This is a genomic window from Curtobacterium sp. Csp2, assembly GCF_013347165.1.
Window position 1 is genome coordinate 2,297,091 of the sequence record NZ_CP054593.1, and the last position, 23,372, is coordinate 2,320,462.

26 protein-coding genes are annotated in these 23,372 nt (G+C 74.8%); 20 read left to right on the top strand and 6 right to left on the bottom strand.

Annotated elements, in window-relative coordinates; translation table 11 throughout:
- Positions 1-102 precede the first annotated feature (102 nt).
- Together HUN59_RS11150 and HUN59_RS11155 are read right to left on the bottom strand one after the other, a co-directional pair.
- Complete coding sequence (locus HUN59_RS11150) at positions 103-1,410, bottom strand: PP2C family protein-serine/threonine phosphatase (protein WP_174778380.1); 1,308 nt, start codon at positions 1,408-1,410, stop codon at positions 103-105.
- Between the two features lie 89 nt (positions 1,411-1,499).
- Positions 1,500-1,763, bottom strand: a complete 264-nt coding sequence (locus HUN59_RS11155; protein WP_058743194.1) for a hypothetical protein — start codon at positions 1,761-1,763, stop codon at positions 1,500-1,502.
- Positions 1,764-1,895: 132 nt separating this feature from the next.
- Here HUN59_RS11155 and HUN59_RS11160 point away from each other — a divergent pair, with 132 nt between their 5' ends.
- Positions 1,896-2,852, top strand: a complete 957-nt coding sequence (locus HUN59_RS11160; RefSeq protein ID WP_174778381.1) for an SDR family NAD(P)-dependent oxidoreductase — start codon at positions 1,896-1,898, stop codon at positions 2,850-2,852.
- A gap of 399 nt (positions 2,853-3,251) precedes the next feature.
- Entirely contained in the window at positions 3,252-4,082 is an 831-nt protein-coding gene (locus tag HUN59_RS11165) for a DUF1684 domain-containing protein (protein WP_174778382.1), read from the top strand.
- Between the two features lie 191 nt (positions 4,083-4,273).
- On the opposite strand, the gene HUN59_RS11170 is transcribed toward HUN59_RS11165, so the two are convergent.
- Positions 4,274-4,834 carry a histidine phosphatase family protein gene (locus HUN59_RS11170; protein WP_174778383.1) on the bottom strand — a complete coding sequence of 187 codons (561 nt, stop codon included), beginning with the start codon at positions 4,832-4,834 and terminating at the stop codon, positions 4,274-4,276.
- 94 nt (positions 4,835-4,928) lie between these two features.
- Between HUN59_RS11170 and HUN59_RS11175 the strand changes: the two genes are divergently transcribed.
- From HUN59_RS11175 to HUN59_RS11195, 5 genes are all read left to right on the top strand, one after another.
- Positions 4,929-5,216 (top strand): hypothetical protein, encoded by a 288-nt coding sequence (locus HUN59_RS11175; RefSeq protein ID WP_174778384.1) that lies wholly within the window; start codon positions 4,929-4,931, stop codon positions 5,214-5,216.
- A gap of 5 nt (positions 5,217-5,221) precedes the next feature.
- Positions 5,222-5,473, top strand: coding sequence for a DUF4287 domain-containing protein (locus HUN59_RS11180; RefSeq protein ID WP_058743153.1), 252 nt, complete (start codon positions 5,222-5,224; stop codon positions 5,471-5,473).
- 88 nt (positions 5,474-5,561) lie between these two features.
- Positions 5,562-6,116 (top strand): hypothetical protein, encoded by a 555-nt coding sequence (locus HUN59_RS11185; RefSeq protein ID WP_058743152.1) that lies wholly within the window; start codon positions 5,562-5,564, stop codon positions 6,114-6,116.
- Positions 6,113-6,781: an RES family NAD+ phosphorylase gene (locus tag HUN59_RS11190; protein WP_058743151.1), complete on the top strand. Its 669-nt coding sequence runs from the start codon at positions 6,113-6,115 to the stop codon at positions 6,779-6,781. Before HUN59_RS11185 ends, HUN59_RS11190 begins: the two co-directional genes overlap by 4 nt.
- Positions 6,782-6,857: 76 nt before the next feature.
- Entirely contained in the window at positions 6,858-7,871 is a 1,014-nt protein-coding gene (locus HUN59_RS11195; protein WP_174778385.1) for a hypothetical protein, read from the top strand.
- A gap of 29 nt (positions 7,872-7,900) precedes the next feature.
- Here HUN59_RS11195 and HUN59_RS11200 read toward each other — a convergent pair whose 3' ends face one another.
- Complete coding sequence (locus tag HUN59_RS11200; protein ID WP_058743149.1) at positions 7,901-8,857, bottom strand: helix-turn-helix transcriptional regulator; 957 nt, start codon at positions 8,855-8,857, stop codon at positions 7,901-7,903.
- A 236-nt stretch (positions 8,858-9,093) separates the two neighbouring features.
- Between HUN59_RS11200 and HUN59_RS11205 the strand changes: the two genes are divergently transcribed.
- From HUN59_RS11205 to HUN59_RS11225, 5 genes are all read left to right on the top strand, one after another.
- A complete protein-coding gene (locus HUN59_RS11205) occupies positions 9,094-9,300 on the top strand; it encodes a hypothetical protein (protein WP_174778386.1) in 207 nt (68 codons plus the stop codon).
- Positions 9,297-9,500, top strand: a complete 204-nt coding sequence (locus tag HUN59_RS11210) for a hypothetical protein (protein ID WP_058743147.1) — start codon at positions 9,297-9,299, stop codon at positions 9,498-9,500. Before HUN59_RS11205 ends, HUN59_RS11210 begins: the two co-directional genes overlap by 4 nt.
- Positions 9,501-9,588: 88 nt before the next feature.
- Positions 9,589-10,191: a TetR/AcrR family transcriptional regulator gene (locus HUN59_RS11215; protein ID WP_174778387.1), complete on the top strand. Its 603-nt coding sequence runs from the start codon at positions 9,589-9,591 to the stop codon at positions 10,189-10,191.
- Positions 10,192-10,339: 148 nt separating this feature from the next.
- Entirely contained in the window at positions 10,340-11,680 is a 1,341-nt protein-coding gene (locus tag HUN59_RS11220; protein WP_174778388.1) for an alpha/beta fold hydrolase, read from the top strand.
- Positions 11,677-13,266: a GMC family oxidoreductase gene (locus tag HUN59_RS11225; protein WP_114850907.1), complete on the top strand. Its 1,590-nt coding sequence runs from the start codon at positions 11,677-11,679 to the stop codon at positions 13,264-13,266. Before HUN59_RS11220 ends, HUN59_RS11225 begins: the two co-directional genes overlap by 4 nt.
- A gap of 36 nt (positions 13,267-13,302) precedes the next feature.
- Here HUN59_RS11225 and HUN59_RS11230 read toward each other — a convergent pair whose 3' ends face one another.
- Together HUN59_RS11230 and HUN59_RS11235 are read right to left on the bottom strand one after the other, a co-directional pair.
- Positions 13,303-13,923 (bottom strand): GIY-YIG nuclease family protein, encoded by a 621-nt coding sequence (locus HUN59_RS11230; RefSeq protein ID WP_284802691.1) that lies wholly within the window; start codon positions 13,921-13,923, stop codon positions 13,303-13,305.
- A 63-nt stretch (positions 13,924-13,986) separates the two neighbouring features.
- Positions 13,987-14,829, bottom strand: coding sequence for a siderophore-interacting protein (locus tag HUN59_RS11235; RefSeq protein WP_174778389.1), 843 nt, complete (start codon positions 14,827-14,829; stop codon positions 13,987-13,989).
- A gap of 60 nt (positions 14,830-14,889) precedes the next feature.
- On the opposite strand from HUN59_RS11235, the gene HUN59_RS11240 reads away from it, so the two are divergent.
- The 8 genes from HUN59_RS11240 to HUN59_RS11275 all read left to right on the top strand — a co-directional run bounded on the left by HUN59_RS11240 (position 14,890) and on the right by HUN59_RS11275 (position 23,350).
- Positions 14,890-15,552, top strand: coding sequence for a biliverdin-producing heme oxygenase (locus HUN59_RS11240; protein ID WP_174778390.1), 663 nt, complete (start codon positions 14,890-14,892; stop codon positions 15,550-15,552).
- A 103-nt stretch (positions 15,553-15,655) separates the two neighbouring features.
- Entirely contained in the window at positions 15,656-18,313 is a 2,658-nt protein-coding gene (locus tag HUN59_RS11245; RefSeq protein ID WP_144801372.1) for a phosphoenolpyruvate carboxylase, read from the top strand.
- 144 nt (positions 18,314-18,457) lie between these two features.
- Positions 18,458-19,669 (top strand): multidrug effflux MFS transporter, encoded by a 1,212-nt coding sequence (locus HUN59_RS11250; protein WP_254629860.1) that lies wholly within the window; start codon positions 18,458-18,460, stop codon positions 19,667-19,669.
- Between the two features lie 57 nt (positions 19,670-19,726).
- Positions 19,727-20,065 (top strand): STAS domain-containing protein, encoded by a 339-nt coding sequence (locus HUN59_RS11255; RefSeq protein ID WP_174778391.1) that lies wholly within the window; start codon positions 19,727-19,729, stop codon positions 20,063-20,065.
- The gene (locus HUN59_RS11260) at positions 20,062-20,475 is read left to right on the top strand and encodes an ATP-binding protein (RefSeq protein WP_231050609.1); all 414 of its coding nucleotides are present in this window, start codon (positions 20,062-20,064) and stop codon (positions 20,473-20,475) included. The genes HUN59_RS11255 and HUN59_RS11260 overlap by 4 nt, the downstream gene beginning before the upstream one ends.
- A 171-nt stretch (positions 20,476-20,646) precedes the next feature.
- Positions 20,647-21,612, top strand: coding sequence for a helix-turn-helix transcriptional regulator (locus HUN59_RS11265; protein ID WP_174778392.1), 966 nt, complete (start codon positions 20,647-20,649; stop codon positions 21,610-21,612).
- Between the two features lie 27 nt (positions 21,613-21,639).
- The gene (locus HUN59_RS11270) at positions 21,640-22,221 is read left to right on the top strand and encodes an RBBP9/YdeN family alpha/beta hydrolase (protein WP_217483541.1); all 582 of its coding nucleotides are present in this window, start codon (positions 21,640-21,642) and stop codon (positions 22,219-22,221) included.
- A gap of 115 nt (positions 22,222-22,336) precedes the next feature.
- Positions 22,337-23,350, top strand: a complete 1,014-nt coding sequence (locus HUN59_RS11275; protein WP_174778393.1) for a hypothetical protein — start codon at positions 22,337-22,339, stop codon at positions 23,348-23,350.
- Positions 23,351-23,372: the final 22 nt, after the last annotated feature.

The window sequence follows — 23,372 nt, forward strand, 5'->3', positions numbered from 1 at the left end:
TCGGGTCGCTGGATCATCGCCCGGACGCGGACGGTACACCAGTCCGCACTTCGACGGACCCTCCTGCGAGGGACGGCCCGCGGGGTGCGCGTCGGTCCGTGTTCAGGGGCGGTACGCGACGCAGAGGACGGTGACGTCGTCCGGGTGGTCGCCGGACGCGGCGAGCTCCGCGATCCCGTCGACGATCTCCTTTGCGTGCGAGCGCGAGGCCACCCAGGTCTCGAACCGGTCGAGCGCGTCGAGGTCGCCGCCGAACAGGTCGAGCACGCCGTCGCTCACCGCCACCACCACGTCGCCGGGGTCGAGGGACGTCGTGTCGGCGGTCCACGTCGTGCCCACGCCGATCGGCAGGTGCCCGGCGCGCAGCGGGTGCACGGAGCCGTCCGCCCGGCGCAGGACGGTCAGGCCGTGACCGGCGTCTACCCAGCGCGCGTGCCCGTCCCGGTCGATCCGGATGTGGAAGCAGGTCGTGAACTGGCCGCTCGTCAGGTCCGAGCCGCCGGTGGCGAGCCCGGAGGCCGCACGGCGGACGGCGACCGCGGGGTCGGTCTCGTCGACGGTGCTCCGGATCAGGGAGCGCACGGCGGCGGCGATCATCCCGGCACCGACGCCCTTGCCCATCACGTCGCCGAGAGTGAAGGCGGCACCCTCTCCCGTGGGGAACCAGTCGTAGAAGTCGCCGCCGACCGTCCGGGCCGGCAGGCAGACCCCGACCGCGCGCAGCTCGTCCGGCAGCCCGGCGGTCGTCGTCGGCAGCAGGGAGCGTTGGACGAGTGCGGCACGGTCGATCTCGCCCTCGGCCACCCGGCGCTTCCGCTGCACGGCGCTCAGCTGCAGGTCTGCGCGGCGCGCGAGCTCGTTCGTCACCGCGGCGGCCGCGGCGTAGACGAGGAGCGCCACCACAAGCCGCACCAGCTCGCTCGGCTGCGGCGCCACGGGGTCCAGGACGTAGGGGAGGAGCAGCGTCGCGGCGGTGCCGAGCAGCGGGTACACCACGTGTCGGCGACCGGGGTTCGTCGCCATCCAGATGACCGGCAGGACGACGATCGCCAGGAACACCGACCGCGCCTCACCGGTGCCGTAGCGGAGCAGGCCGACGGCCAGGAAGTCGAGGGCCGGGAGCAGGAGCTCCACCCGGGTGACGGCCGGCCAGCGTGCCATCAGCCCGCCACCGAGCAGCCCGACCAGGACCAGTCCGACGGCGGTCCACATCAGCGGCGCGTCGGTGACCTCGAGCCAGGGTGTCAGGACGCTCGCGATCGCGGCACCCACGACGAGGACCGCGACGACGGTCTGCTTGACGAGGGGCTCCCACGACGCCCGGACGCCGGTCAGCACGATCGGTCCGGTGTCGTCCCGGACGGTGGTCGTCCACGACGTCACGCCGCTCCGGTCGGTGGTGCTCGTCACCCGCCCGAGTCAACCGGTTCGAGCATCGCTCGGCAACTCCGGATGCCGGGGTGTCGCGCAGGTCGGACTGGTAGGGCGACGCCGACGGGTCAGACGCCGAGCCGGAGCAGCAGCGGGCCGAGCAGCCCCACGACCCAGACCAGGACCATCGCCAGGGCCGCGAACGCGATGATCCGCCGGCGACGTCGGAGCTTCGGGCTGCGGTCCTCGCCCCACATCTGCGCGCGCACAAGGGTCCGGTTGGCCTGGTCGACGACCTTGCGGACCTCGGGGTCGTCGAGCGGCAGCGAACCGGAGCGGGCGTGCTCAGCGATCGCGGTCGCTTCCTCGACGGTCAGGTCGTCACGGGGCATGCGCCCATCGTGGCGCCTCCCTCCGACGCGCGAAAGCGTGGCACCTCGGTCCGATGTCGGACGCGTGTGCGCGTGGCCGCGGACCGCGACGCCTGGGGGACGGCGCAGCGGCGTCCGGGTACCACCGGGGTCATGGCACATCGGTTCCGCGGGAAGATCGTCGTCGTCACCGGAGCATCGAGCGGCATCGGGAGGGCCGCCGCGCACGAGTTCGCCCGGCAGGGCGCGACCCTCGTGCTCGCCGCCCGCGGCCGCCAGAGCCTGGAGGACGCGGCGCAGGAGTGCCGAGACCTCGGCGCCGAGGCCGTCGCGATCCCCACCGACGTCGCCGAGGAGCACCAGGTCGCCGACCTCGTCGCCACCACGACCGCACGGTACGGCCGGATCGACGTCTTCGTCGGCAACGCCGCGCTGTTCGTCTACGGCCTGTTCGAGCAGACGCCGACCGAGGCCTTCAAGCGCGTCGTCGACACGAACCTGCACGGGCACGTCCACGCCGTGAAGGCCCTGCTCCCGCACTGGCAGCAGCGGGGCGAGGGCACCTACGTCCTCGTCGGGTCGATCCAGTCGCTCCTGTCCGCGCCGTACCAGTCGGCGTACGTCACGAGCAAGCACGCGGCCCTCGGCCTGATGGACGTGCTCGCCGACGAGCACCAGGGCACGCGGATCCGTTTCGGCGCCGTGCTGCCCTCGACGATCGACACCCCGATCTACCAGAACGGCGCGAACTACACCGGCAAGGCGTCGCACCCGCTGCCGCCGACCGTCTCCGTGCAGCGCGCCGCGAAGGCCGTCGTCGCCCAGGCCCTGCACCCGAAGCGGAACCGGTACGTCGGGCGGCTGCAGGCCGCGCTCGTGCCCGCCGAGTTCGTCGTGCCGTGGCTGTTCCACCGAATCACCCGGCCCGCCGTCGAGGTCTTCGCCCTCCGCGGCCGCCAGGACCCCACCGACGGCAACCTCTACGCCCCCGCGGACCACGCGAACGCCACGGACGGCGGGTGGGTCGCGAAGCGCCGCCGGGTCACGCGCCCGCTGCTCTGGGCCGGCGTCGCCGCGGTCGTCGGCACGGTGCTGCTCCGCCTCCGCTGAGCCGGCCCCGATCCGCCCCGCCCGCCAGCCCGCCTGCCCTTCCGCGCGTAGCGTGCCGATCCGCGCATGGGAAGCCGTTCCGCTCGTGGTGTGTCGTTCCTCCCGGCCTGCCATGCGCGGTCCTGCCTCCCATCGCGCGTGCGATGGGCAGGAACGTCGCGTCGGCGGCAGGAGCCGGACGGGAGGCACGGCACCAGCCCGCACCGCGCCTCCCGTCCGGCCCGTGGCCACGCTGGTACCCGTCGCCGCCGTCGCGAGCGGGCTGTCCCGGCCACCCGCGCTGCGAACGGGCCATCTCGGTCACTGCTGTCGCGTCCGGGCGACCTGTTCCGCCCGCTCGCGTTACGGCGCGCGTCCAGCCGCGCCCGGCCCCGTCCGTCGGGGTCGTACGGTCGGAGCATGAGCACGACGACCGGGACCGACAGCACCGCCGCCGCCAGCACCACCGCCGCCGAGTGGACCGAGTGGGCCGAGTGGCACGCGGCCCACGAAGCCGTGCGGGCGAGCGAGCACGGGTTCCTCGCGATCACGAGCATGCGCTGGCTCACGCCCACGCCCGAGCGGTTCGACGACCTCCCCGGGGCGTGGTCGACGGACGAGGCCGGTCCGGTCGTCACACTCGCGTCCGAAGAGTCCCTCGAGGTCGACGGCACGACCGTCACCGGGACACACCGCTTCGGCAGGCTGCAGGACCGTCCCGAGCCCCGCGTCGTCTGGCACCTGGAGGACCGCGATGTCGTCGTCGAGGTCGCCCGGCGCGGCGGCAGCGACCTCCTCCGTCCGCGCGACCCGGCCGCCCCGACGCGCACGGCGTACCGCGGGACGCCGACCTTCGCGCCGGACGCCCGCTTCGTCGTCGAGGCCCGCTTCGAGCCCTTCGACGTGCCGCGCGAGGTGACCGTCGGGTCCGTCGTCGACGGCCTGCAGCACGTGTTCGCCGCGCGGGGCACGCTGTCGTTCGACCTCGACGGGCCGCGGACGCTCCTGGCCTTCAACGGGCACGGCGACGGGCTGCACGTGCTGTTCACCGACCGGACGAGCGGCGCGACGACCGCTGCGACGCGGAGCCTCGACGTGCCGGCACCCGGTGCGGACGGCCGCGTGCGGCTCGACTTCACCCGGGCGACGAACCTGCCGTGCGCCTACACTGCGCACGCGACCTGCCCGCTGCCCCCTCGGGAGAACCGGCTCGACGTCGCGATCGAGGCGGGGGAGCGCCTGCCGGCCTGACGGCCCGCGCGCCCGTCCGAGCCGCGCGGCGGGGCGGTTTGCTGCGCTCTGCACAACCGGAAGCACGTCGTACCGCGGAAACGCGTGGTGCGGCGTGCTTCCGGTTGTGCGGGGGCAGTGCGCACCACGGCGGGCGCGAGGCCACCGCCGCCGGAGCCGTCCGCGCCGCCGGGCTGCGCCGCATGCCCGGGTCAGCCGACCCGCGCCCACCCGGAGCACGCGCGCCACCGCCGCGGGTCGAACGTGAACACGCTGCCCATCCCCGGCTGGTCGAGCGCCCGACTGATCGGCACGCCGCGGAGATCGGCGAGGAGCAGCGCGCCGACCGCTCCGTGCGACACGACCGTCACGTCCCCGGTCCGGGTCAGCGCCCGGACGGCCGCGACGACCCGGGCCTGCGCGTCCACCGCACGTTCCCACCCCCGGACGGACTCGTCCGGGCGGGCGAAGAACGCGTCGACGACGGCCTCGAACTCGGCCGGTGGCAGGTAGCCCGTCGCGCTGCGGTCGATCTCGCCGAGCGCCGGCTCGACCTCGACGTCCGGTCCGCTTCCGACCGCCCGAGCGAGCACCGCCGCGGTCTCCTCGGCCTTCCGCTCCGCGCTCGAGACGATCCGTCCGACCTCGGGGGACCACGCGAGGCGGTGGGCCGCGGCGGCACGGCGTCGACCGGCGGCGGACAGCCCCCACGACTCGATCGGGACCTCCGGGTCGACGACCACCTCAGCGTGGGTCAGGAAGCAGGACACCATCCGACGAGCCTGCCAGACGTCACACGACGCAACGTCCGGTCATCCTCCGCAACACCCGTCGTCGCCGGACCCTCCCGGCCGTAGCGTCGGCTCTGTGCCCGACCGAACCATCCTCGTCACGGCCCTCCTCGGCGCCGGCTGGCACCCGGCCGCCTGGCGCGCCGACCCCGCAGCCGCCCGCGACACCACGCGTCTCGCGCACTGGCGCCGCGTCTTCGTCGAGCAGGACCGCGCCGGCGTCGACGCCGTCACGCTCGAGGACGCCTTCACCGCGGGTCCCCTCGACGCCGACGGCGACCTCGACACTCGGACCGTCGTGGGGCGGCTCGACGCCCTCCTGGTCGCGAGCGCGGTCGCACCCGCCCTCGCGCGGCTACCCTGACGACCGTGACCACGCATCGCGTCCCCGCGCCGCAGCCGCCCGCCGACGGGACGAAGGTCTCCGGCCCGGCCTCGTACTTCCCGAGCATCGAGCGGACGTACGGCCGGCCCGTGCAGGAGTGGCTCGACCTGGTCGCCGACCGCCTCGACGACCACCGCCACATGGAGGTCGTGGCGTGGCTCAAGGCGGAGCACGGGCTCGGCCACGGCCACGCCAACGCGCTCGTGGGGTACGTGCGGCGCGCTCTGGACGCCTGAGCGCGGCGCCGCCGAGCCAGCGCGCCGGTGGTTGACGCGGTTGTCGTGACGGCGTAGGCTCCGGTTGACGCAGTTGACAGGAGGCGCCATGGCAGCGACGACCCACGCACGGCGGGCCACGGGGACGGACGGCCCCTCGGCGGACGAGACGGCGCTGCTCGACGCACTGCGCCGGCGGATCGCGGACGGTCGCGCGGCCGGTGCGCTCGAGTCCGGCGTCGACGTCGAGCTCCTGGCCGACCGGATGCTCGCCGCCCTGCCGTCCGTCAAGCACGAGGCCGACGCGCTGATCGGCCCGTTCTACGACACCCCGACGCTCGCGGCCTGGCGCGGGGTGACCCGGCAGGCGCTCAGCAAGGCGGTCGCGAAGCGCGACCTGATCGGGCTGAAGATCGGCGACGGCAGCCTCGTCTTCCCGTCCTTCCAGTTCGGCGCGTCCGGGACGCCGTTGCCGCACCTGCGGCAGGTCCTCGCGCTCGTCGACCCCGACCGGATCGATCCCTGGGGCAGCGCCCTCTGGCTGCACACCGTGGCGGACGAGTTCGGCGGGACCACCGCGGCGCAGGCGCTGCGCGAGGGCCGGCACGAGCAGGTCCTCGCCGCCGCCCGCCGTGCCGCCACGGCCTGGGCGGCCGACGCGTGACGCCCAGGCGCACCGACGTCGCCCAGCAGCGTCCGCGCGACGACCTGGACCTGACCGACTTCCCCGCCGAGGAGAGCCGCGGCACCACGTTCTACCGTGCCAAGCGGCACGATCGTGGCGCATGGTGGTTCGCGAGCACGGAGCCGGACGCCGACGGGGTCGACGGTGGTCGGTTCGACCTCGCCGTGCCGCGGGGCACCTGCTACTGGGCGGACGCGGTCGAGGTCGCGGTGCGCGAGCGCCTCGCGCACCACGTCCTGACGACGAACACGGTGTTCGCGTCGCGCGCCCGCGAGATGGTCGTCGTCGCGGCCCGGGCCTCGCGCGGCCGTCGCTTCGCGGACGTCACGCACCCGGCGGCGGTGCGGTGGGGCGTCGGCGCGGAGCTGCAGACGATGGGGGACTACCGCGTGCCGCAGGCCTGGGCCCGGGCCCTCGACGCGGCGGGCTTCGCCGGCGTGCGGTACAGCACGCGGTTCACGAGCGCGTCGGCGGCGAACGCGTGGGCGGTGTTCGGCGCGGCGGGCATCCCGCGGCGGCCGCGTCCGGAGCGCGTGCACCGCGACGGGGTCACGGCGTGCCGCGAAGCGGGGATCCGGGTGCTCGACGACGGGTCGGAGTCCGGGCCGGAGCGCTTCACGTTCGCGACGCCCCCGCAGGACTGACGGCCGGGCCGAGCACGGGCGGACGGTCGGACGGTCGACGGGCCGCGGTGTCGGTGGCCGTCCCTACCGTGGCGGGGTGGTCGAACCCGTCGATGCGTGGTGGCGCCGCCGGCAGTGGTCCCGCGGCGTCGCGGTGCCGTACGCCGTCGGCGAGTTCCGGTCGGCGTGGGCGTCCTACCCGGTGCTGATCCGGCAGTACCACCCGGAGTGGAACCACGGCGTGGTCCTGACCCAGGTTCCCCCGACGGCCGAGGTCCTGCTCACGTGGGAGTGCGACGTCGGCCACGTGTTCGTCGCGACGCCGGCCGAGCAGCGGTCGCGGCCGGGCCGGGAGCGTCGCCGGTCGGTGTGGTGCCCGGAGTGCCAGCTCCAGGCGCAGCCTCGCCGGTGGCCCGTGCTGCCCGCGGACTGGCCGGCGTCCGTGCCTGCACCGCAGCGGGCCGAACGTGTCACCGGTCGCCAGACCCTGCCCGCGGCGCCGGTGCGCGGCGCGGCTCCGTCGCCGCGCGGAGCGGGGCCGACGGGGGCCGTCGCGTCGAGCCGTGCGCGGTCCGGGCGGTCCGGCGCGGGCGGTGGCGGTGGCGGTGGTGGTCGGCGGGCGGCTGCCCGACCGCCCGTCCCGAGGACGATCTGCCCGAAGACCCCGAGGCTGCCGTCGGGGGAGTCGTTCCCGAGCGTGTGCGCCCCCGCGACGGCCTCCGCGGTCGAGGCCGAACTCCGGGCGGCCCTGCAGGAACGGTTCGCGCTGACGTTCGACCACACCGCGATCCGTCTCGACCGGCCGTTCTTCGACCACGTCGAGGCGTGGCCGGACATCGTGCTGCCGGAGCTCCGCGTCGCGATCGAGTACGACAGCACGGGGCGACACGGACTCGAACACGTCGGGCCGCGGCAGGAGACCGACCGTCGGAAGGACCGCGCCGTCCGGGCCGTCGGGTGGGAGGTCGTGCGGATCCGCACGGGTCGGCTCCCCGCACTCGGGCCGTACGACCTCGAGGTGTCCGGCATCTCGCGGCGGACGATCGACCAGCTCGTCGACACCCTCCGCGCGGTCCGCGGCCCGCTGTTCGTCGACGCCTACGGGCGCTGACACCCGGGTGACGACCCGTCGGCCGGGCGCTACGCGCGTCGGCGCAGCGTGTCCCGCGGGTACTCGCCGTGGCGCTGCTGGTACGTCGCGGAGAACCGTCCGGCGTGCGCGAAGCCCCACTGCTTCGCGACCTCGGCGATGCTCGTCGTCGCCGGGTCGCCCTGCAGCAGCGCGTCCCGCACCCGGTCGAGCCGGACCTGCCGGATGTAGGCGTTGGGGGAGAGCTCGAACGCCCGCTGGAACGCGATCTGCAGCGCACGGAGGCTCAGCGAGGCCACCCGGGCCAGGTCGGTGCTCGTGATCGGCAGGTGCGCGTGCTCGTGCACGTACTCGACGGCCCGTCGGACGTGGGCGTTGCGGGGGAGCAGCAGCTCGTCGGGGAGCGACGCGCTGACCACCGGGTAGAGCTCGAGCAGGGCGAGGGCGCCGAGCCGTCCCATCTCGGCCTGCAGCAGCGGCGACGCCTTGCGGTCGAGCACGGTGTGCGAGATGAGCTGCACGCTGCTCCGCCAGACCCGCAGGGCGCGCTCGTCGGGGCGGACGGTGTGGTCCAGGACGAGCTGCCCCGGTGCCGTCCCGCGTTCGCCGGCGACCTCCTCGAGCGCCGCCCGGTTCACCTGCACGATCTTCTGCTCGTAGTTCCGGTACGAGAACGCCGCACCCTGCTGCGGCCAGAGCTGCGGCCGACCGGTCTCCATCAGGAGCTGGTCGTCCCCGGACCCGATCGTGGCCGTCCCGCGCGTCGTCCACTGCACGACGAAGTCCTCGGACGGGGTCATCACGCCCTGCAGGTGCCCGTCGAAGCGGATCGTCCGGAGGGACATCGCGGTGTCGCCGACGGCCGCGAACCGGAACGCGAACGGCATCGCGGTCGCGTCGGCGCGCCACTCGTTCCCCGCGTACGCGGTGGCGAGCAGGTCGCGGGCGGCGTCGAGGTCCGAGCTCTGCTCGTCGACTTCGATCCGGGTCGGGGATGTCGGGTTCATGGGTCTCGTGCATGATGTCCGCTCCACGCGGCCCTGTCCGGGTCGCCGTGCCCCCGGTCCGGGGGTCGACCGCCCGGTCCGCCGCCGCGGGCGATGTCCACGGATCGTCGCGTGTCGGATTCCGACGTCCGGGAATCGTCGACCACGGGCGTCCGCACCGCGTCGCAGCGGCCGGCGTCCTAGCGTCGTCGGTGACGGGTCCGGAGCAGCCGGACCCCCGAGACGAGGAAGCCACCGTGACGACCATCGCCGCCGACCTGGACACCGGACCCACGAGCGCCCGCGACGCGGTCTCGTCGACGAGCCGACGCCGAGGGGCCACCTTCTCCGAGGTCCGCCAGGCCCGCCTGCAGCACGGGCTGCAGGTCGCCGCGGTGACGACCGGGCTGGTGTCCGTGACGGTGGCCGCGTCGGCCGCGATCCTGCTCGGGGTCTCCGCATGAGCATCCCCCGCAACGAGCTCGGCATCCGCGGGTCCCGGGTCGCACGCGGCACCCGGGCGATCCCCGGAGCGGACCGGTCCCTCGCCGACACGCTCCTGCCGGTGCGCCGGTCGGCGGCGTCCGACACCGCGACGCAGCCCATCGACATGCGTGCCCTGCTCGCCGAGACGCTCGACACGTCGCGCGTGCCCGGTCAGTAGGCTCACCGCACGAACGAGCCCGCACGAGCGAGCCCGCACGAGCGAGCCCGCACGAACGTCCACACCAGCCCCGATCAGCAGAGAGCGCATGAGCACCGTCACCCCGACCCTCGTCCGGACCGACCGCGAGACGTCCGTCCAGCGACGGGCCTCCGGTGCCGCCGACGCCCTGTTCACCGAACGCGGCGTCACCCCGGTCACCCTCGACGACGTCGCGGAGCGGGCGGGGCTGACCCGTGCGGAGCTCACCGCGGCCTACCCGACGAAGCGTGCGCTCGTCGTCGCGGTGCTGCAGCGGTGGCACGGAGCCTGGCGCCGCGCTCTCGACGGGATCGCGGCGGCCTCCGACGACCCGCGGGACGAGGTCCTCGGGGTGTTCGGCTACCTGGAGCAGTGCTTCGCCGACGAGGGCTGGCGCGGCTGCGCGTTCATCAACGGCCACGCCGAGCTCGGGCGGCAGGACCCGGCGATCGCCGCGCTCGCCCAGGAGCACTTCGCCGACGTCGAGGCGCACCTCACGATGCTCTGCTCCCGCGCCGGGATGCCCGCCCACGTGGCTCAGGCCCTGTCGCTCCTCGTCGAGGGCGCCCGCGTCGAGTCGGCGGTGCAGCGCTCCGCCCAGCCCGCACGGGCGGCACGCCTCGGCGCCGCGATGCTGCTGTCGGTCTACGAGGGCGACCCGACCGACTGACCGCAGCCCGGCGCGGGGACCGGACCCAGCGCGGGGACCGGACCCAGCGCGGGGAGCGGACCCAGTGCGGGGTACAGGATCAGTACGGGGTACAGGATCGGGGTACGCCCGTCTGGGTCCGGCCGTTCCGCCCCGGTAGGAACGAAGGATGACAGCGACCGCGTTCTGCCTCCACGCCCTCGGGTCGAGTTCGGAGGAGTTCGCGCTGCTCCGCTCCGAGCTCGCGGGCGACCTCGACCTGGTCGGCATCGACCTCCCCGGCTTCGGCCGCAGCCCCGCGAGCGCAGGGACCACCGTCGAGGAGATGGCCGTCGCGGTCGAGCGGGCCATCGGCGCGAGCGGCGCCACCGAGTGGGCGCTGGTGGGGCACTCGATGGGCGGGAAGGTCGCGACGGTGGTCGCGGACCGCACGCTCTCCGGCGCGAACGGCCTGTTCGGGCTGCGCGCCGTCGTGCTCCTCGCGGCCTCGCCCCTCGCTCCCGAGCCGATGGCCGAGGAACGTCGGGAGTCGATGCTCGCGTGGGCCGAGCACGGACGCATCCGACCCGACCACGCCGCCGAGTTCGTCGACGCGAACACCGCGTCCACGCTGCCGCCGGACCGGCACGAGATGGCCGTGCACGACGTCGAGCGCACCGACCCGCGGGCCTGGCGCGACTGGCTGCTCCGCGGCAGCCGTGAGGACTGGTCGGCCGACGCCGAGCCCAACCCCGCGCCGGCGCTCGTCCTGGCCGGTGCCGAGGACGGCGACCTGGACGCCGACGCCCAGCGACGCCTGACGATGCCGCACTGGCCCGCCGCCGAGCTGCACGTCGTCGACGGCGCCGCCCACCTGCTGCCGTGGGAGCGCCCGGTCGAGGTGGCCGCCGTCGTCCGCGAGTTCTGGTCGCGCCGGGTCGCGCCGTCCCCGGTCGTCCCCGCCGACACCGCCCGGGTGCTCGCGTCGCCGCGGGTGAGCGCCCGCACACGCGGGGTCCTGGCCGTCCGCGCACTGCCGGACGACCCCGCGACGGAACCCCGCGCCCTGACCGCCCGGCAGCTCGACACGCTCCGCGCGGTCGCCCGCGTCGTCGTCCCGCAGCCGGGTCCGCAGCAGGTCGACCTCGCGTTGCGCCTGGACGCCCAGCTCGCCGCGGGTCAGGGGGACGGGTGGCGCGCCGACGGCATGCCGACGGACGCCGACGCCTACCGGGCCGCCCTCGACGTGCTCGCGCCGATCGCCGACTCCGGTGGCCTGCCCGCGGCGCTCGAGGACGCCGCGGCCGGACGACTGCGCTCCGACGGTCCGCTCGACGCCGGGCAGCTCCGGACGTGGTTCGAGGACGCCGGGGTGGACCTGGTCAAGCAGTGGCTCGCCCACCCCGCGACCATGTCCGACATCGACTACGACGGCTTCGCCAACGGTGGCGACGGCGTCCGCAAGCAGGGCTTCCAGTTGCTCGGAGCCGGGCAACGGGAAGCATGGGAACCGGAGGGAACAGCACGATGAGACTCGACGCACAGCGCCGGTACCCGGACGACGAGGTCGTGGACGTGGTCGTGGTCGGCACGGGGGCCGGCGGCGCCCCGCTCCTGGCCCGACTCGCCCGCGAGGGCCTGACCGCGGTCGCCTTCGAGGCCGGCCGCAACACCGAGCCCGAGGACCACCTGCCCGACGAGGTCGAGGCCCCGGCGGACATCAACTGGATGGACGAGCGGATCAGCGGCGGGTCCGCACCGACCGCGTTCGGTCCGAACAACAGCGGCACCGGCGTCGGCGGGTCGACCCTGCACTGGGGTGCCTTCACGCCCCGGCCGAGCGTCCACGACCTGCGCCTGCGCACCGAGAGCGGGCAGGGCGAGGACTGGCCGGTCGACCACGCCGAGCTCACCGCCTACATCGAGCGCGTCGAGCACGAGGTCGGCGTCGCGGGTCCCGCGCACTACCCGTGGGACCCGGAGCGCCGCTACCTGATGGGTCCGCCGCCGCGGAACGCCTCGTCGGACATGATGGTCCGCGGCGCCGAGGCGCTCGGCATCACCGCGACCGACGCCCCCGTCGCACTCACGACCGAGGACCGCGTCCAGGAGCACCACGGCCTCCGCCAGGCCTGCGTGTCGTGCGGCTCGTGTCACCAGGGCTGCCGGAACGGGTCGAAGGTGTCGATGGACACGACGTACCTGCCCGCGGCCGTGGCGTTCGGGGCCGAGATCCGCCCCGAGTCGTTCGTGCACGGCATCGAGCTCGACGCCGAGGGGCGGGTCTGCGCGGTGCTGTACACCCGCGACGGTCAGGAGCGCCGGCAGCGGTGCCGTTCCCTGGTGCTCGCTGCGGGCGGCGTGGAGACCCCGCGGCTCCTGCTCCACACCGGGCTCGCGAACAGCAGTGGCCAGGTCGGGCGGAACTTCACCGCGCACGGCGCGACGCAGGTCTGGGCGACCTTCGACGAGTCGATGCGCTCGTACCGCGGCTACCCGTCGTCGATCATCACCGAGGACTTCGTCCGACCCGCCGACGCGGACTTCGCCGGCGGCTACCTCATCCAGTCCCTCGGCGTGCAGCCGCTCACGTTCGCCACCACGCTCGTGCGTGGCGGCGGGCTGCGCGGCGCCGAGCTCGTCCGGGCGATGCGGGACTACCCGAGGACGGCCGGCGTCGGCATCAACGCGGAGTGCCTGCCGTACGACGACAACCGGCTCGTGCTGTCCGACGAGCTCGACGAGCACGGGGTCCCGCGGGCGCGCGTGACCTTCTCGCCCGGTGCGAACGAGGACGCCATCCGGGCGCACGCCGTCCGGACGATGACCGCGATCGTCGAGGCGGCCGGCGGGACCGACGTCCGGGTGCTCGAGCGCACCGCGCACACGATCGGCACCGCGCGGATGGGCCTCGACGCCGGGAGCTCGGTCGTCGACCCGGCCGGGCGTTCGTGGGACGTGCCGAACCTGTGGGTCTGCGACAACTCGGTGTTCCCGAGCGCGGTCATCGCGAACCCGGCGCTGACCATCATGGCGCTCTCGCTCCGCACGGCCGACCGCTTCCTGCGCGACGACCCGGCCGCCGACCGCGCCCGGAGCGCCGCCACCGCGGCCTGACCCCGCCCACCCGTCCGAGACGGAGGACCGGCGGCCTCAGCCCCGCAGCGCCAGCGCCTCGCTCCGCCAGCGGGCGTGCAGGACCCACGGGTCCGGCACGCCCGCGGCGACGACGTCGACGTGGTCGAGGAGCGCCGGCGTGGTCCGGAACCACTCGGTCCCGGCGAAGCGGTCCGCCGCGAACGCCGCGTGCCGCCGCCGCTCGAGCGTCCGGTCGCCGCGCTCGAACGCGAGCAGCTCCTGGTGCGGCACCGCCGCGAGCCGCTGCCGCGGGTTCGCCGTCGTGCCGATCTTGATCCGGTCGCCGAAGTCGTCGCGCTGCCGCAGGTAGTAGACGACGTCCACGCGCGGCGGTGCGAGGTCGCCGTCGGGCACCTCGCCCCAGCGCCACTCGCACACGGCGCACAGCATCCCCGACGGGTACCGCACGCCGAGCCGCGACCCGCACGCCGGGCACGGCCCGGGCAGCACGTCCTCCACACCGGACACCAGACCGGACGCGGCCCCGGACTCGGTCGCAGCCGCAGCTGCGGCCCCGACGGCTTCGGCCGCCAGCCCGAGGTGCTCCGGACATAGCGGCAGCACGCCCTGCGTGCCGGGTGCCGTGGGGCGACCGCACCCGGTGACGCAGCAGCGGGCCGCAGACGAGGTGCTCACCCGCCGGACGCTACCGGCAGCCACCGACCCCGCCGGCGGCCGCCGGGTCGCCCGCGCCTGCGGTCAGTCGAAGATCACCCCGACCGGCTCGCGCTTCTCCTCCTGGAACCGGTCCTCCGCCCGCCCGAGCGCCCAGTACGCGGACAGCGACAGGTCCGCCTTCTCGAGTCCCCACTCGTCCTGCAGCAGTCGACGGATCGCCTTGACCGCGGTCCGCTCACCGTGCGCGAACACCTGGACCGGCCGGGAGGCACGGGGCAGCTCCCGGGTCGCCGCGAGCAGGAGCGTGCCCGGCTCGGCGCCGGTGGCGTCGCGGTGCAGCCACCGCAGGTCGAGCCCGGCCGGGTGGGCGAGCGGCTGCTCGTCAGCGGGCCCGGCCACCTCGACCAGGGCGACGCCCGTGGCGGCGGCGGGCAGCGCCTCCAGGGCGGAGCCGATCGCCGGGAGCGCGCTGTCGTCGCCGAGCAGCACGTGCGTGACGGCGGGGTCCGTGGACGGCGCGTAGCCGCCGCCGGGGCCGGAGAGCGCGAGCAGGTCGCCCGGCCGCGCCGTGGCGGCCCAGGGGCCGGCGCGCCCCTCGTCGCCGTGCACCACGAAGTCGACCGCGATGGTGCCGGCCTCGTGGTCGACCGCCCGCACGGTGTAGGTGCGGCGCGCGGGCAGCTCGTGCTTCGGCAGCGTCGCCCGGAGTGCGTCGAGGTCGTACGGCGGCCGCAGGTCGGAGCTGGGTGCGGGGAGCAGCAGCTTCACGTAGCGGTCCGTCGACGCGAGCCGCTCCGGGTCGGCGGCGGCGACGAAGTCCGCGAACGCCGGACCGCCGAGGTGCACACGGACCATGTGCGGCGTGAGCCGCTCGGTGCGCTCGACCACGAAGACGTGCTGCGGGCGCTGGGGCTTGGAGCTCATCGGGGGACTTCCTGTCAGTCGACTGCTTGACGTTCCGAGCACTGAGGTTAGCCTTACCTCATGGGTGCGACCGTGACGACGTTCTCCGAGCTGCTGCGGCGGCGGGCGGGTCGCTCGGACGCGGCCGCATCCGGGGCGGCTGCGTCCGGCGCGCAGGGCCTGTTCGCGGGGGAGTGCGACGTCGCGGACTACGCCGACCTGCTCGGCCAGTACGCCCACGTCTACGCCGCCCTCGAACGCGCCGCCGAGCGGATGGCCGACCACCCCGTCGCGGCGCCCTTCGTCACGAACCAGCTCACCCGGCTGCCCGCGATCACCGCGGACCTGGAGTACCTCGTCGGTCCGGACTGGTCGGAGCTGTGCTGCCCGACCGCCGCGACGACCGCGTACGTCCGGCGGCTCAACGAGGTCGCCGCGACCTCGCCGGGCGGGTTCGTGGCGCACCACTACACGCGCTACCTCGGCGACCTCACCGGGGGTCCGACCCTCGCTGCGCTGCTCGAGGAGCGGTTCGGCTTCGACACGAACGGCGTCCTGTTCACGATCTTCGACCAGGTCGCCGACCCGGCCGCGTTCCAGGCGACCTACCGCGCCGAGCTCGACGCCGCACCGTGGACGGACGCAGAGCGCGACGCCGTCCTGGCCGAGGTCGAGACGGCCGCCGCACTCGACCGCGCCGTGCTCCGGTCGATCGGCCACGGCCTGCCCGCGGCGACCGCCTGAGCCCGACGCGGGGACCGTCCGGACGGTCGTCGTCACGGTCCTGTCCACGCCGGTACGCTGCTGGGGACCCGGGCCGCGTGCCCGGCGGACGTGAGAGGAACCCATGACGGCGATCGACGGATCGACGCGCCACGGGCGCGCACGGGACGACGTCAGCGGAGCGGTCGACAGCGACCTGCGCGCGGACGTCCGGTACCTCGGCAACCTGCTCGGGCGGGTGCTGCGGGAGACCGGTGGAGACGGACTCCTGCACGACGTGGAGGACCTGCGTGCCGCCGTGATCGGCGCGTACGAGGGGTCCGACACCGACGGTGCCGCCCGGGCCGAACGGATCGTCGCGGGGATGTCGGCGGAGCGTGCCGAGGCCGTGGCCCAGGCCTTCACGACGTACTTCCACCTGACGAACCTCGCCGAGGAGCACCACCGCGTGCGCGTGCTGCGTGCCCGTGGAGACGACGGCGGTGTCGCGGGTGACTCGTTCCCCGCCACCTACGCGTCCCTCGTGGAGCAGGTCGGCGCGGACGAGGCAGCCGCGCGGCTCCGTGACCTCCGGTTCCACCCGGTGCTCACCGCCCACCCGACCGAGGCCCGCCGCCGCGCCGTCACCACGGCCGTCCGGCGCATCACCGACCTGATCGACGAGCGCGACGCGGCCCGCAACGCCACCGCCCGCGCCGAGAACGAGCGTCGGTTGCTCGAGGAGATCACGACGCTCCTGCGCACCTCGCCGCTCCGCACGACCCGTCCGACCCCGCTCGACGAGGTCCGCACGGCGATGAGCGTGTTCGACCAGACGCTGTTCGAGATCGTGCCGCAGGTCTACCGACTGCTCGACGACCGGCTGCTCGGCGAGGACGCCGGCAGCGTGCCCGTCACGGCACCGGCATTCGTGCGGTTCGGCACCTGGATCGGCGGCGACCGCGACGGCAACCCGCACGTCACCGCCGAGGTCACCAGGCAGGCCGCGGACATCGCCGCCGAGCACATCCTGCTCGGGCTCGCCCGCGCCGCCACCCGCATCGGCGCCGCGCTGACGCTCGACGCCGCCGAGACCCCGGCGGACGCCGGGCTCCAGGCCCTCGTCGCCGCGCAGGAGTCGCTCGACCCCGCCGTCGCCGAGCGCATCGGGGTGCGCGCCCCGAACGAGACCCACCGTCGGGCGCTGCTCTTCGTCGCCGCCCGCATCCGCGCCACGCGCCGTGGTCAGGACGGCATGGCCTACGCCGGACCCGAGGAACTGCTCGCCGACCTGCGCGTCATCCAGGCCTCGCTCGTCGCCGCCGGTGCCGCTCGCACCGCGAACGGCGAGCTGCAGAACCTCGTCTGGCAGGTCGAGACCTTCGGGTTCCACCTCGCCGAGCTCGAGGTCCGCCAGCACTCGCAGGTGCACCGGACGGCCCTCGCCGAGATCCGCGCCGGCGGTGAGCTGAGCGAGACCACGGAAGAGGTCCTCGCGGTCTTCCGCACCATCGCCGACCTGCAGCGCCGCTACGGCGTCCGCTCGGCGCACCGCTACATCGTCTCGTTCACGCAGTCCGCCCAGGACCTGGCGAACGTCCACGAGCTCGCGGTCGCGGCCCTCGGATCGGTCGAGGCAGCACCCGTGCTCGACGTCATCCCGCTCTTCGAGACGTTCGCCGACCTGCACGCGAGCGTCGACATCCTCGACGAGGCCGTGCGCACCGAGGCGTTCGAGCGCCGGCTCGCCGCGACGGGCCGGAAGCTCGAGGTCATGCTCGGCTACTCCGACTCGTCGAAGGACGTCGGCCCGGTCTCGGCGAACCTCGCGCTGTACGACGCGCAGGCCCGCATCGCCGACTGGGCACGGGACCACGACGTCGAGCTGACGCTGTTCCACGGTCGCGGCGGCTCGCTCGGTCGCGGCGGCGGTCCGGCGAACGAGGCCGTCCTCGCCCAGCCGCCGGGGTCGATCGACGGTCGACTCAAGCTCACCGAGCAGGGCGAGGTCATCTTCGCCCAGTACGGCGACCAGGACATCGCCGCGCGGCACCTCGAGCAGATGGCCTCGGCCACGCTGTTCGCGTCGTCGCCCTCGAACGAGGACCGCACCGCCGCCGCGGCGACCCGGTTCGCGGACCTCGCGCAGCAGCTCGACGACGTGTCGCGGACCGCGTTCCACGACCTCGTCAAGGCCGACGGCTTCGCGCCCTGGTTCGCCCGGGTCACGCCGATGGAGGAGATCGGCCTCCTGCCCCTCGGCTCCCGCCCGGCCCGCCGTGGTCTGAGCGTCGAGTCGCTCGAGGACCTCCGCGCCATCCCGTGGGTGTTCTCGTGGACGCAGGCCCGCATCAACCTCGCCGGCTGGTACGGCCTCGGCTCCGCGCTCGAAGCGGTCCGCGACGTCGAGCTGCTCCGGACGGCGTACGCCGAGTGGCCGCTGTTCGGCGCGATGATCAAGAACGTCGAGATGTCGCTCGCGAAGACCGACGAGCAGATCGCCCGCCGGTACCTCGAGCTCGCCGACCGTGACGACCTCGCCGCGAAGGTCCTCGACGAGATGCTCCGCACCCGCGACTGGGTGCTCCGGGTCTCCGGCGGCAGCGACGTCCTCGAGGACCGCCCCGTGCTCGCCCGCGCCGTCCGCCTGCGCAGCCCCTACGTCGACGCCCTGTCGCACCTGCAGCTCCGCGCGCTGCGGTCGATCCGCACCTCCGGCAGCACCGACCCGACGGACGCCGACCACCGGCTGCTCCTGCTCACCGTGAACGGCGTGGCCGCCGGCCTGCAGAACACCGGGTGACCCCGCGGGTCGCGATCGCGACCTGTGCGACGGACTGGAGGCACGTGGCGGACCCGCCACGTGCCTCCCGTCCGTCGTGGGGTCACCACCCACCCGCCGCGGTCGCACTGTCGAATCGATTCGGAGGCGCGTAGCGTTGCGCGGGTGACGACGGAGCGCGCGGGGACCCGACCGACCACCGGAGCGGTGCTGCCGCCGATCGTGCCGCTCGCGCTGATCGTCGGGGTCTCGCCGTTCGCGACGGACATGTACATCCCGGCGCTCCCCGCGATCGCCCGCGAGCTCGGGACGACGCCCGGTGTCGTGCAGCTCTCGCTCACCGCCTTCCTCGTCGCGTTCGCGGTGGGGCAGCTCCTGGCCGGACCGGTCAGCGACGGGATCGGACGGCGACCGCTCATGCTCGTCGGGACGACGGCGTTCGCCCTGGCGTCGGTCGGCTGCGCGGTCGCGCCGGACGTCGGCACGCTCGTCGCCGCCCGGGTCCTGCAGGGCCTCGCCGGGGCCGCGGCGGCGGTGGCCGGACGCGCGATGGTGTCGGACACGACCACCGGGGCCCGCACGGCGAAGGTGTTCGGGACCCTCGCGGCGATCAACGCCCTCGGACCGGTCGTCGCGCCGCTGGCCGGGGGAGCCGTGCTCACCGTCGGGTCGTGGCGGCTCATGTTCGTCGTGCTCGCGGTGCTCGGGGTGGGGTTCGCGGCGGCCGTCGTGCTGCGCTTCGGCGAGACGCTGCCGCCGGCGTCCCGCGGGGGCACGGGCTTCCGCGACAACGGCCGCCGGATCCGGGACCTGCTCGCGATCGGGCGGTTCCGGGCGTACGTCCTGACCGGCGTGCTCTCGACGATCGGGTTCTTCGCCTACATCGCGACGAGCTCGTTCGTCTTCCAGCGGCAGTACGGCTTCTCCGAGCAGCTGTACACGCTCGTGTTCGCGACCAACGCCACGATGATGGTCGTCACGACGCTCGTGTTCCGCCGGGTCGTCGGCCGTGTCTCCGAGGACACCCTGCTGACCGTCGGGCTGCTCGTCGGCACCGTCGGCAGCACGGTGGTGCTCGTCGCGGCGCTGGCCGGTGCCGGACCGGTCCCGGTGTGGTGCGGGCTCGCGGTCGTGACCGGCGCCTGGGGCTTCGTCCTGCCCGCGGCGATGACGCGGACGCAGCACGTCGGTGCGGCGCACCCCGGGACGGCCGCGGCGCTGCAGGGCGGCCTGACGTTCGGCCTCGGCGGGCTCGGGACCCCGCTGGCCGGTGCGCTCGGCGGGACCGCGCTCGCGATGGGCGGGGTGATGGCGGTCCTCATCGCCGCCGCGCTCGTCGTCCAGGTCGTCGCCACCCGGCGAGGCCGGAACACCTGACGGACGCTACCCGGTAGGTTGCAAGCTGCACCCGCAGTGATCAGGAGGGACACCTGCATGGACATCGTCGTACACGAGGCCACGGCGGACACCGCCGTGCTCGAATGCAGGGGCCGGCTCAACATGGTGAGCGCCGGTGCGTTCCGTGAGACGGTGGCCAAGGTGGTCGAGGGCGGGCGTTCGCGCCTGGTCGTCGAGCTGTCCGGCGTCGAGTTCATGGACTCCTCCGGCCTGGGTGCTCTCGTCGGCTGCCTGAAGACCGCGCGACAGGCCGGGGGCGACCTGCGGCTGGCGGCGCCGTCGGAACAGGTCCAGATGGTGCTGAAGCTCTCGAACATCGACAAGATCCTGCGGACGTACCCGGACGGGGACGCCGCGGTGACGAACTGGGGATGACCCTCGCCATGGGCGGGCACGTCCTCGACCTCGCGTGTCCGCCGGACGACGTCACGGCGGTGCACACGTTCCTCGCCGACGTCTGGGCCAGCGAGCCCGACGTGTCGGCGGAGGACCGCATGGCGCTCGAGCTCGCGCTCGTGGAGCTCGCCTCGAACGTCGTCGAGCACGGTGCGGCGGGCGGTGCCGTGAGCTGCTCGCTGCGGCTCGACGTGGACCCGTCCGAGGTCCGCGTCCGTCTGACCGACGACGGTGTCCCGGTGCCGGTCGACCCGGCGAAGGCGCACCTGCCCGAGGGGCTCGCCGAGAGCGGTCGCGGGCTCGCGCTCGTGCAGATGGTCGTCGAGGACCTGCGGTACGAGCGGGTCGGCGACGAGAACCGGTGGACCGCACGGCGCGACCGGCACTGACGGCGGTGCCCCGGCCGTCGGGTCCCGGACGGCCCCGACCCTCGACCGACCGTCCGGACGGCACCCGGACGGGGGCATCGCGTCATCCGGTTTGCGCACGGGTAGAGCCGCCATGCGCACCCGTCGCCGCCACGCGAGCCGTCGGACGGTGCCGGTGGGACGGTGGATGCGATGAGCATCGACACCCCGATCGACCCGCGCACCCGGTTCGAGACCGCCGGCACCGACCTCGGCGCCGCGCTCGACATGTTCGGGCAGGCGTACGAGGGGGCGGGCTTCGTCGGCGGCCACACCGACCGGCCGTTCTCCTACCGGTTCCGGGTCGTGGGCGACGACGTCATGTCCTTCCGCTCGACGGTGTTCGACGCCCGTGCCGCGGGTCAGGCGTCGTCCGGGGACGAGTACGTGGTCGTCTGGACGTCGGAGGGCCGGGGTGTCATCGGCTCCGGCCAGGACGAGGTCCGCTACGGTCCCGGGACACCCGTGGTGTTCCCGACGGACGGCCCCTTCGCCTTCGACCTGCAGGACGTCCGGCAGAGCCTGGTGCACTTCGACAAGCGGTTCCTCGAGGGCATCGCCTCCGAGGTCCACGGCGGGTCCGCCGGGCCGCTCGTCTTCGACCAGGCAGCGCGTCCCCGCCGCGAGGACCTGGTCACCTGGAACGCGCAGGTCCAGCGCGCCGCATCGACGATCCTCGGCAGCGGCCCGGTGTCGCCGATCGCGATGGCCGAGACCGCCCGCGCGACCGCACTCGCGATGCTGCACACGTTCCCGCACCGCCAGCTGGCCCCGGAGGTCCCCGTGCCGCAGGGGGCGACGAGCCGTGTCCGGACGGCGATCGAGTTCATGCACGCGTTCGCCCACACCCCGATCTCGACCACGGACGTCGCCGAGCACGTCGGGCTGAGCGTCCGCGGGCTCCAGCAGGCCTTCCAGCGGCAGGTCGGCACGGCACCGAACGCGATGCTCCGCGGCGTCCGGATGGACCGCGTCCGTGAGGAGCTGCTCCGCGGAGCGCCCGGGCAGCTGACCGTCGCCGAGGTCGCCGTGCGCTGGGGCTTCGCGCACCTCGGCCGGTTCTCCGCTGCGTACCACCAGCGCTTCGGTGAGTACCCGCGTGACACACTCCACCGCTGACGCCCGGGGTCCCGCTACGCTGCCCGGGTGAACGCAGGACCACGGCCGTCGGCCCGGAGCCAGGGGAGCCCGCAGCGGCACCCCTGGGTGATCGTCCCGGGGATCTGGGACTCGGACCCCGAACACTGGCAGTCCCGGTGGCAGGCGGAGCCCGGGGTCGAGGCCGTCCGGATCGCGCCCACCTCGTGGTCGGACCCGGACCCGGTCGACTGGTCGCAGGCGCTGACCCGCGCCGTGGCGTCCGCGAGCCGCCCGCCGGTGCTCGTCGCCCACAGCCTCGGCGTGCTCGCGGTCACCGACTGGCTCGTGACGCACGGGGACCGCGTCGCCGGAGCTTTCCTCGTGGCGCCGCCGGACCCCGACGCACCGTCCTTCCCCGCGGCCGCCGCGGGCTTCCGGGCCCCGACCGTCCGGGTGTCGACGCCGACCGCCCTCGTCGTGAGCGACGACGACCGGTACTGCTCGGCGGACCGTGCGACGGCCTTCGCCGCGGCCCTCGGCGCCGAGGTGCTGCGGGTGGGCGCCCGGCAGCACGTCAACGTCGCCAGCGGTGTCGGCCGGTGGGACGAGGGACGGCAGCTCCTGGCCGCGTTCGAGGAGCGCTGCTGAGCGGTCCGACACGCCGCTCACGTCCGGGCTGGCACACCACGTCCGCGGCCCCGTGAACCGCGACACACCGCGGATGTCCGCCGTTCACGGGCGCGTGATATCTATCCTTCGTCACATGGAGACGCAGCCCGGCGCACGCACCCCCCTCGTGGACCCCTTCGGTCGCGAGGTCGAGGAGTGGCTGCGGGACGCGCCGGCGACGCGCACGCCCTACCTCGCGGACCTCGTGGTGCCGCCGGTGACCGGGCCCGTGCAGCGTCCGGACACCGTGGTCGACACGGCTCCGGTGGACGCGGAGGCGGAGGCGACCCAGCCCGACCCGATCGACGAGGAGCCGGCCGACGAGGCACCGGTCACCGTCGCCGCCGAGGCCGCCGTCGCACCCGAGGCCACCTCCTTCCGCCGCCGCGACCGGGCCCGCCACGTCGCCGCCTGCGCGCCGTCGTTCCCCGAGCCGCCGGAGCGCCTCGCCCTGCGCATCGAGGACCTGGCCGTCGAGCTCTCCGCAGCCACCGGACGCACCACGGTCGAGCGCATCGTGCTGCTCGAGGACGAGATCCGCCGCCGTGACGAGGACCTCGCCCGCCTCGCCGCGTGGGAGGCCACCGTCGCCCACCTGGACGACGCCGAGGTCGAGGCCGCCCGTGCCTTCGCGCGCACCGTCTTCGCCGACCTGCTCGCCGACGCCGCTGCCGAGGCAGACCGCCGTGACCGCGCCGCCGCCCGTCGCGCCGCGACCGGCTCCCTGCCGACCCCCGTCCGCCCGGCACCCGCACGCACGGTGCCGGCGGTCCCCGGAGTGACGCAGGCGGTCGCAGCGGCAGCCGAGCCGGTGCGCCCGGTGCTGTCCCTGCCCGTGGTCAACCCGGTGTCCGCGAACACCCGCCCGACCCCGCTCGTCCAGCCCGCGACCGGTCCGACCGTGATCGACCGCGCCGCCTTCGCCGCCGCCCTCACGGCCCACGCCGGCGTGACGGCGAGCACGCCCGTCGTCCTGCCCGAGGCGGTCGCGCTGCCCGCGGCGCCGGAAGCGTCCGACGCAGCGGTCGAGGAGCCGGCGTCCGACGCCCGCGCCGGCTGGTGGTCGCGGTTCGTCGCCCGGCTCCTCGGGCTGTTCGGCCGCCGATGACCCAGGTGCCGGTCCCGGCCCG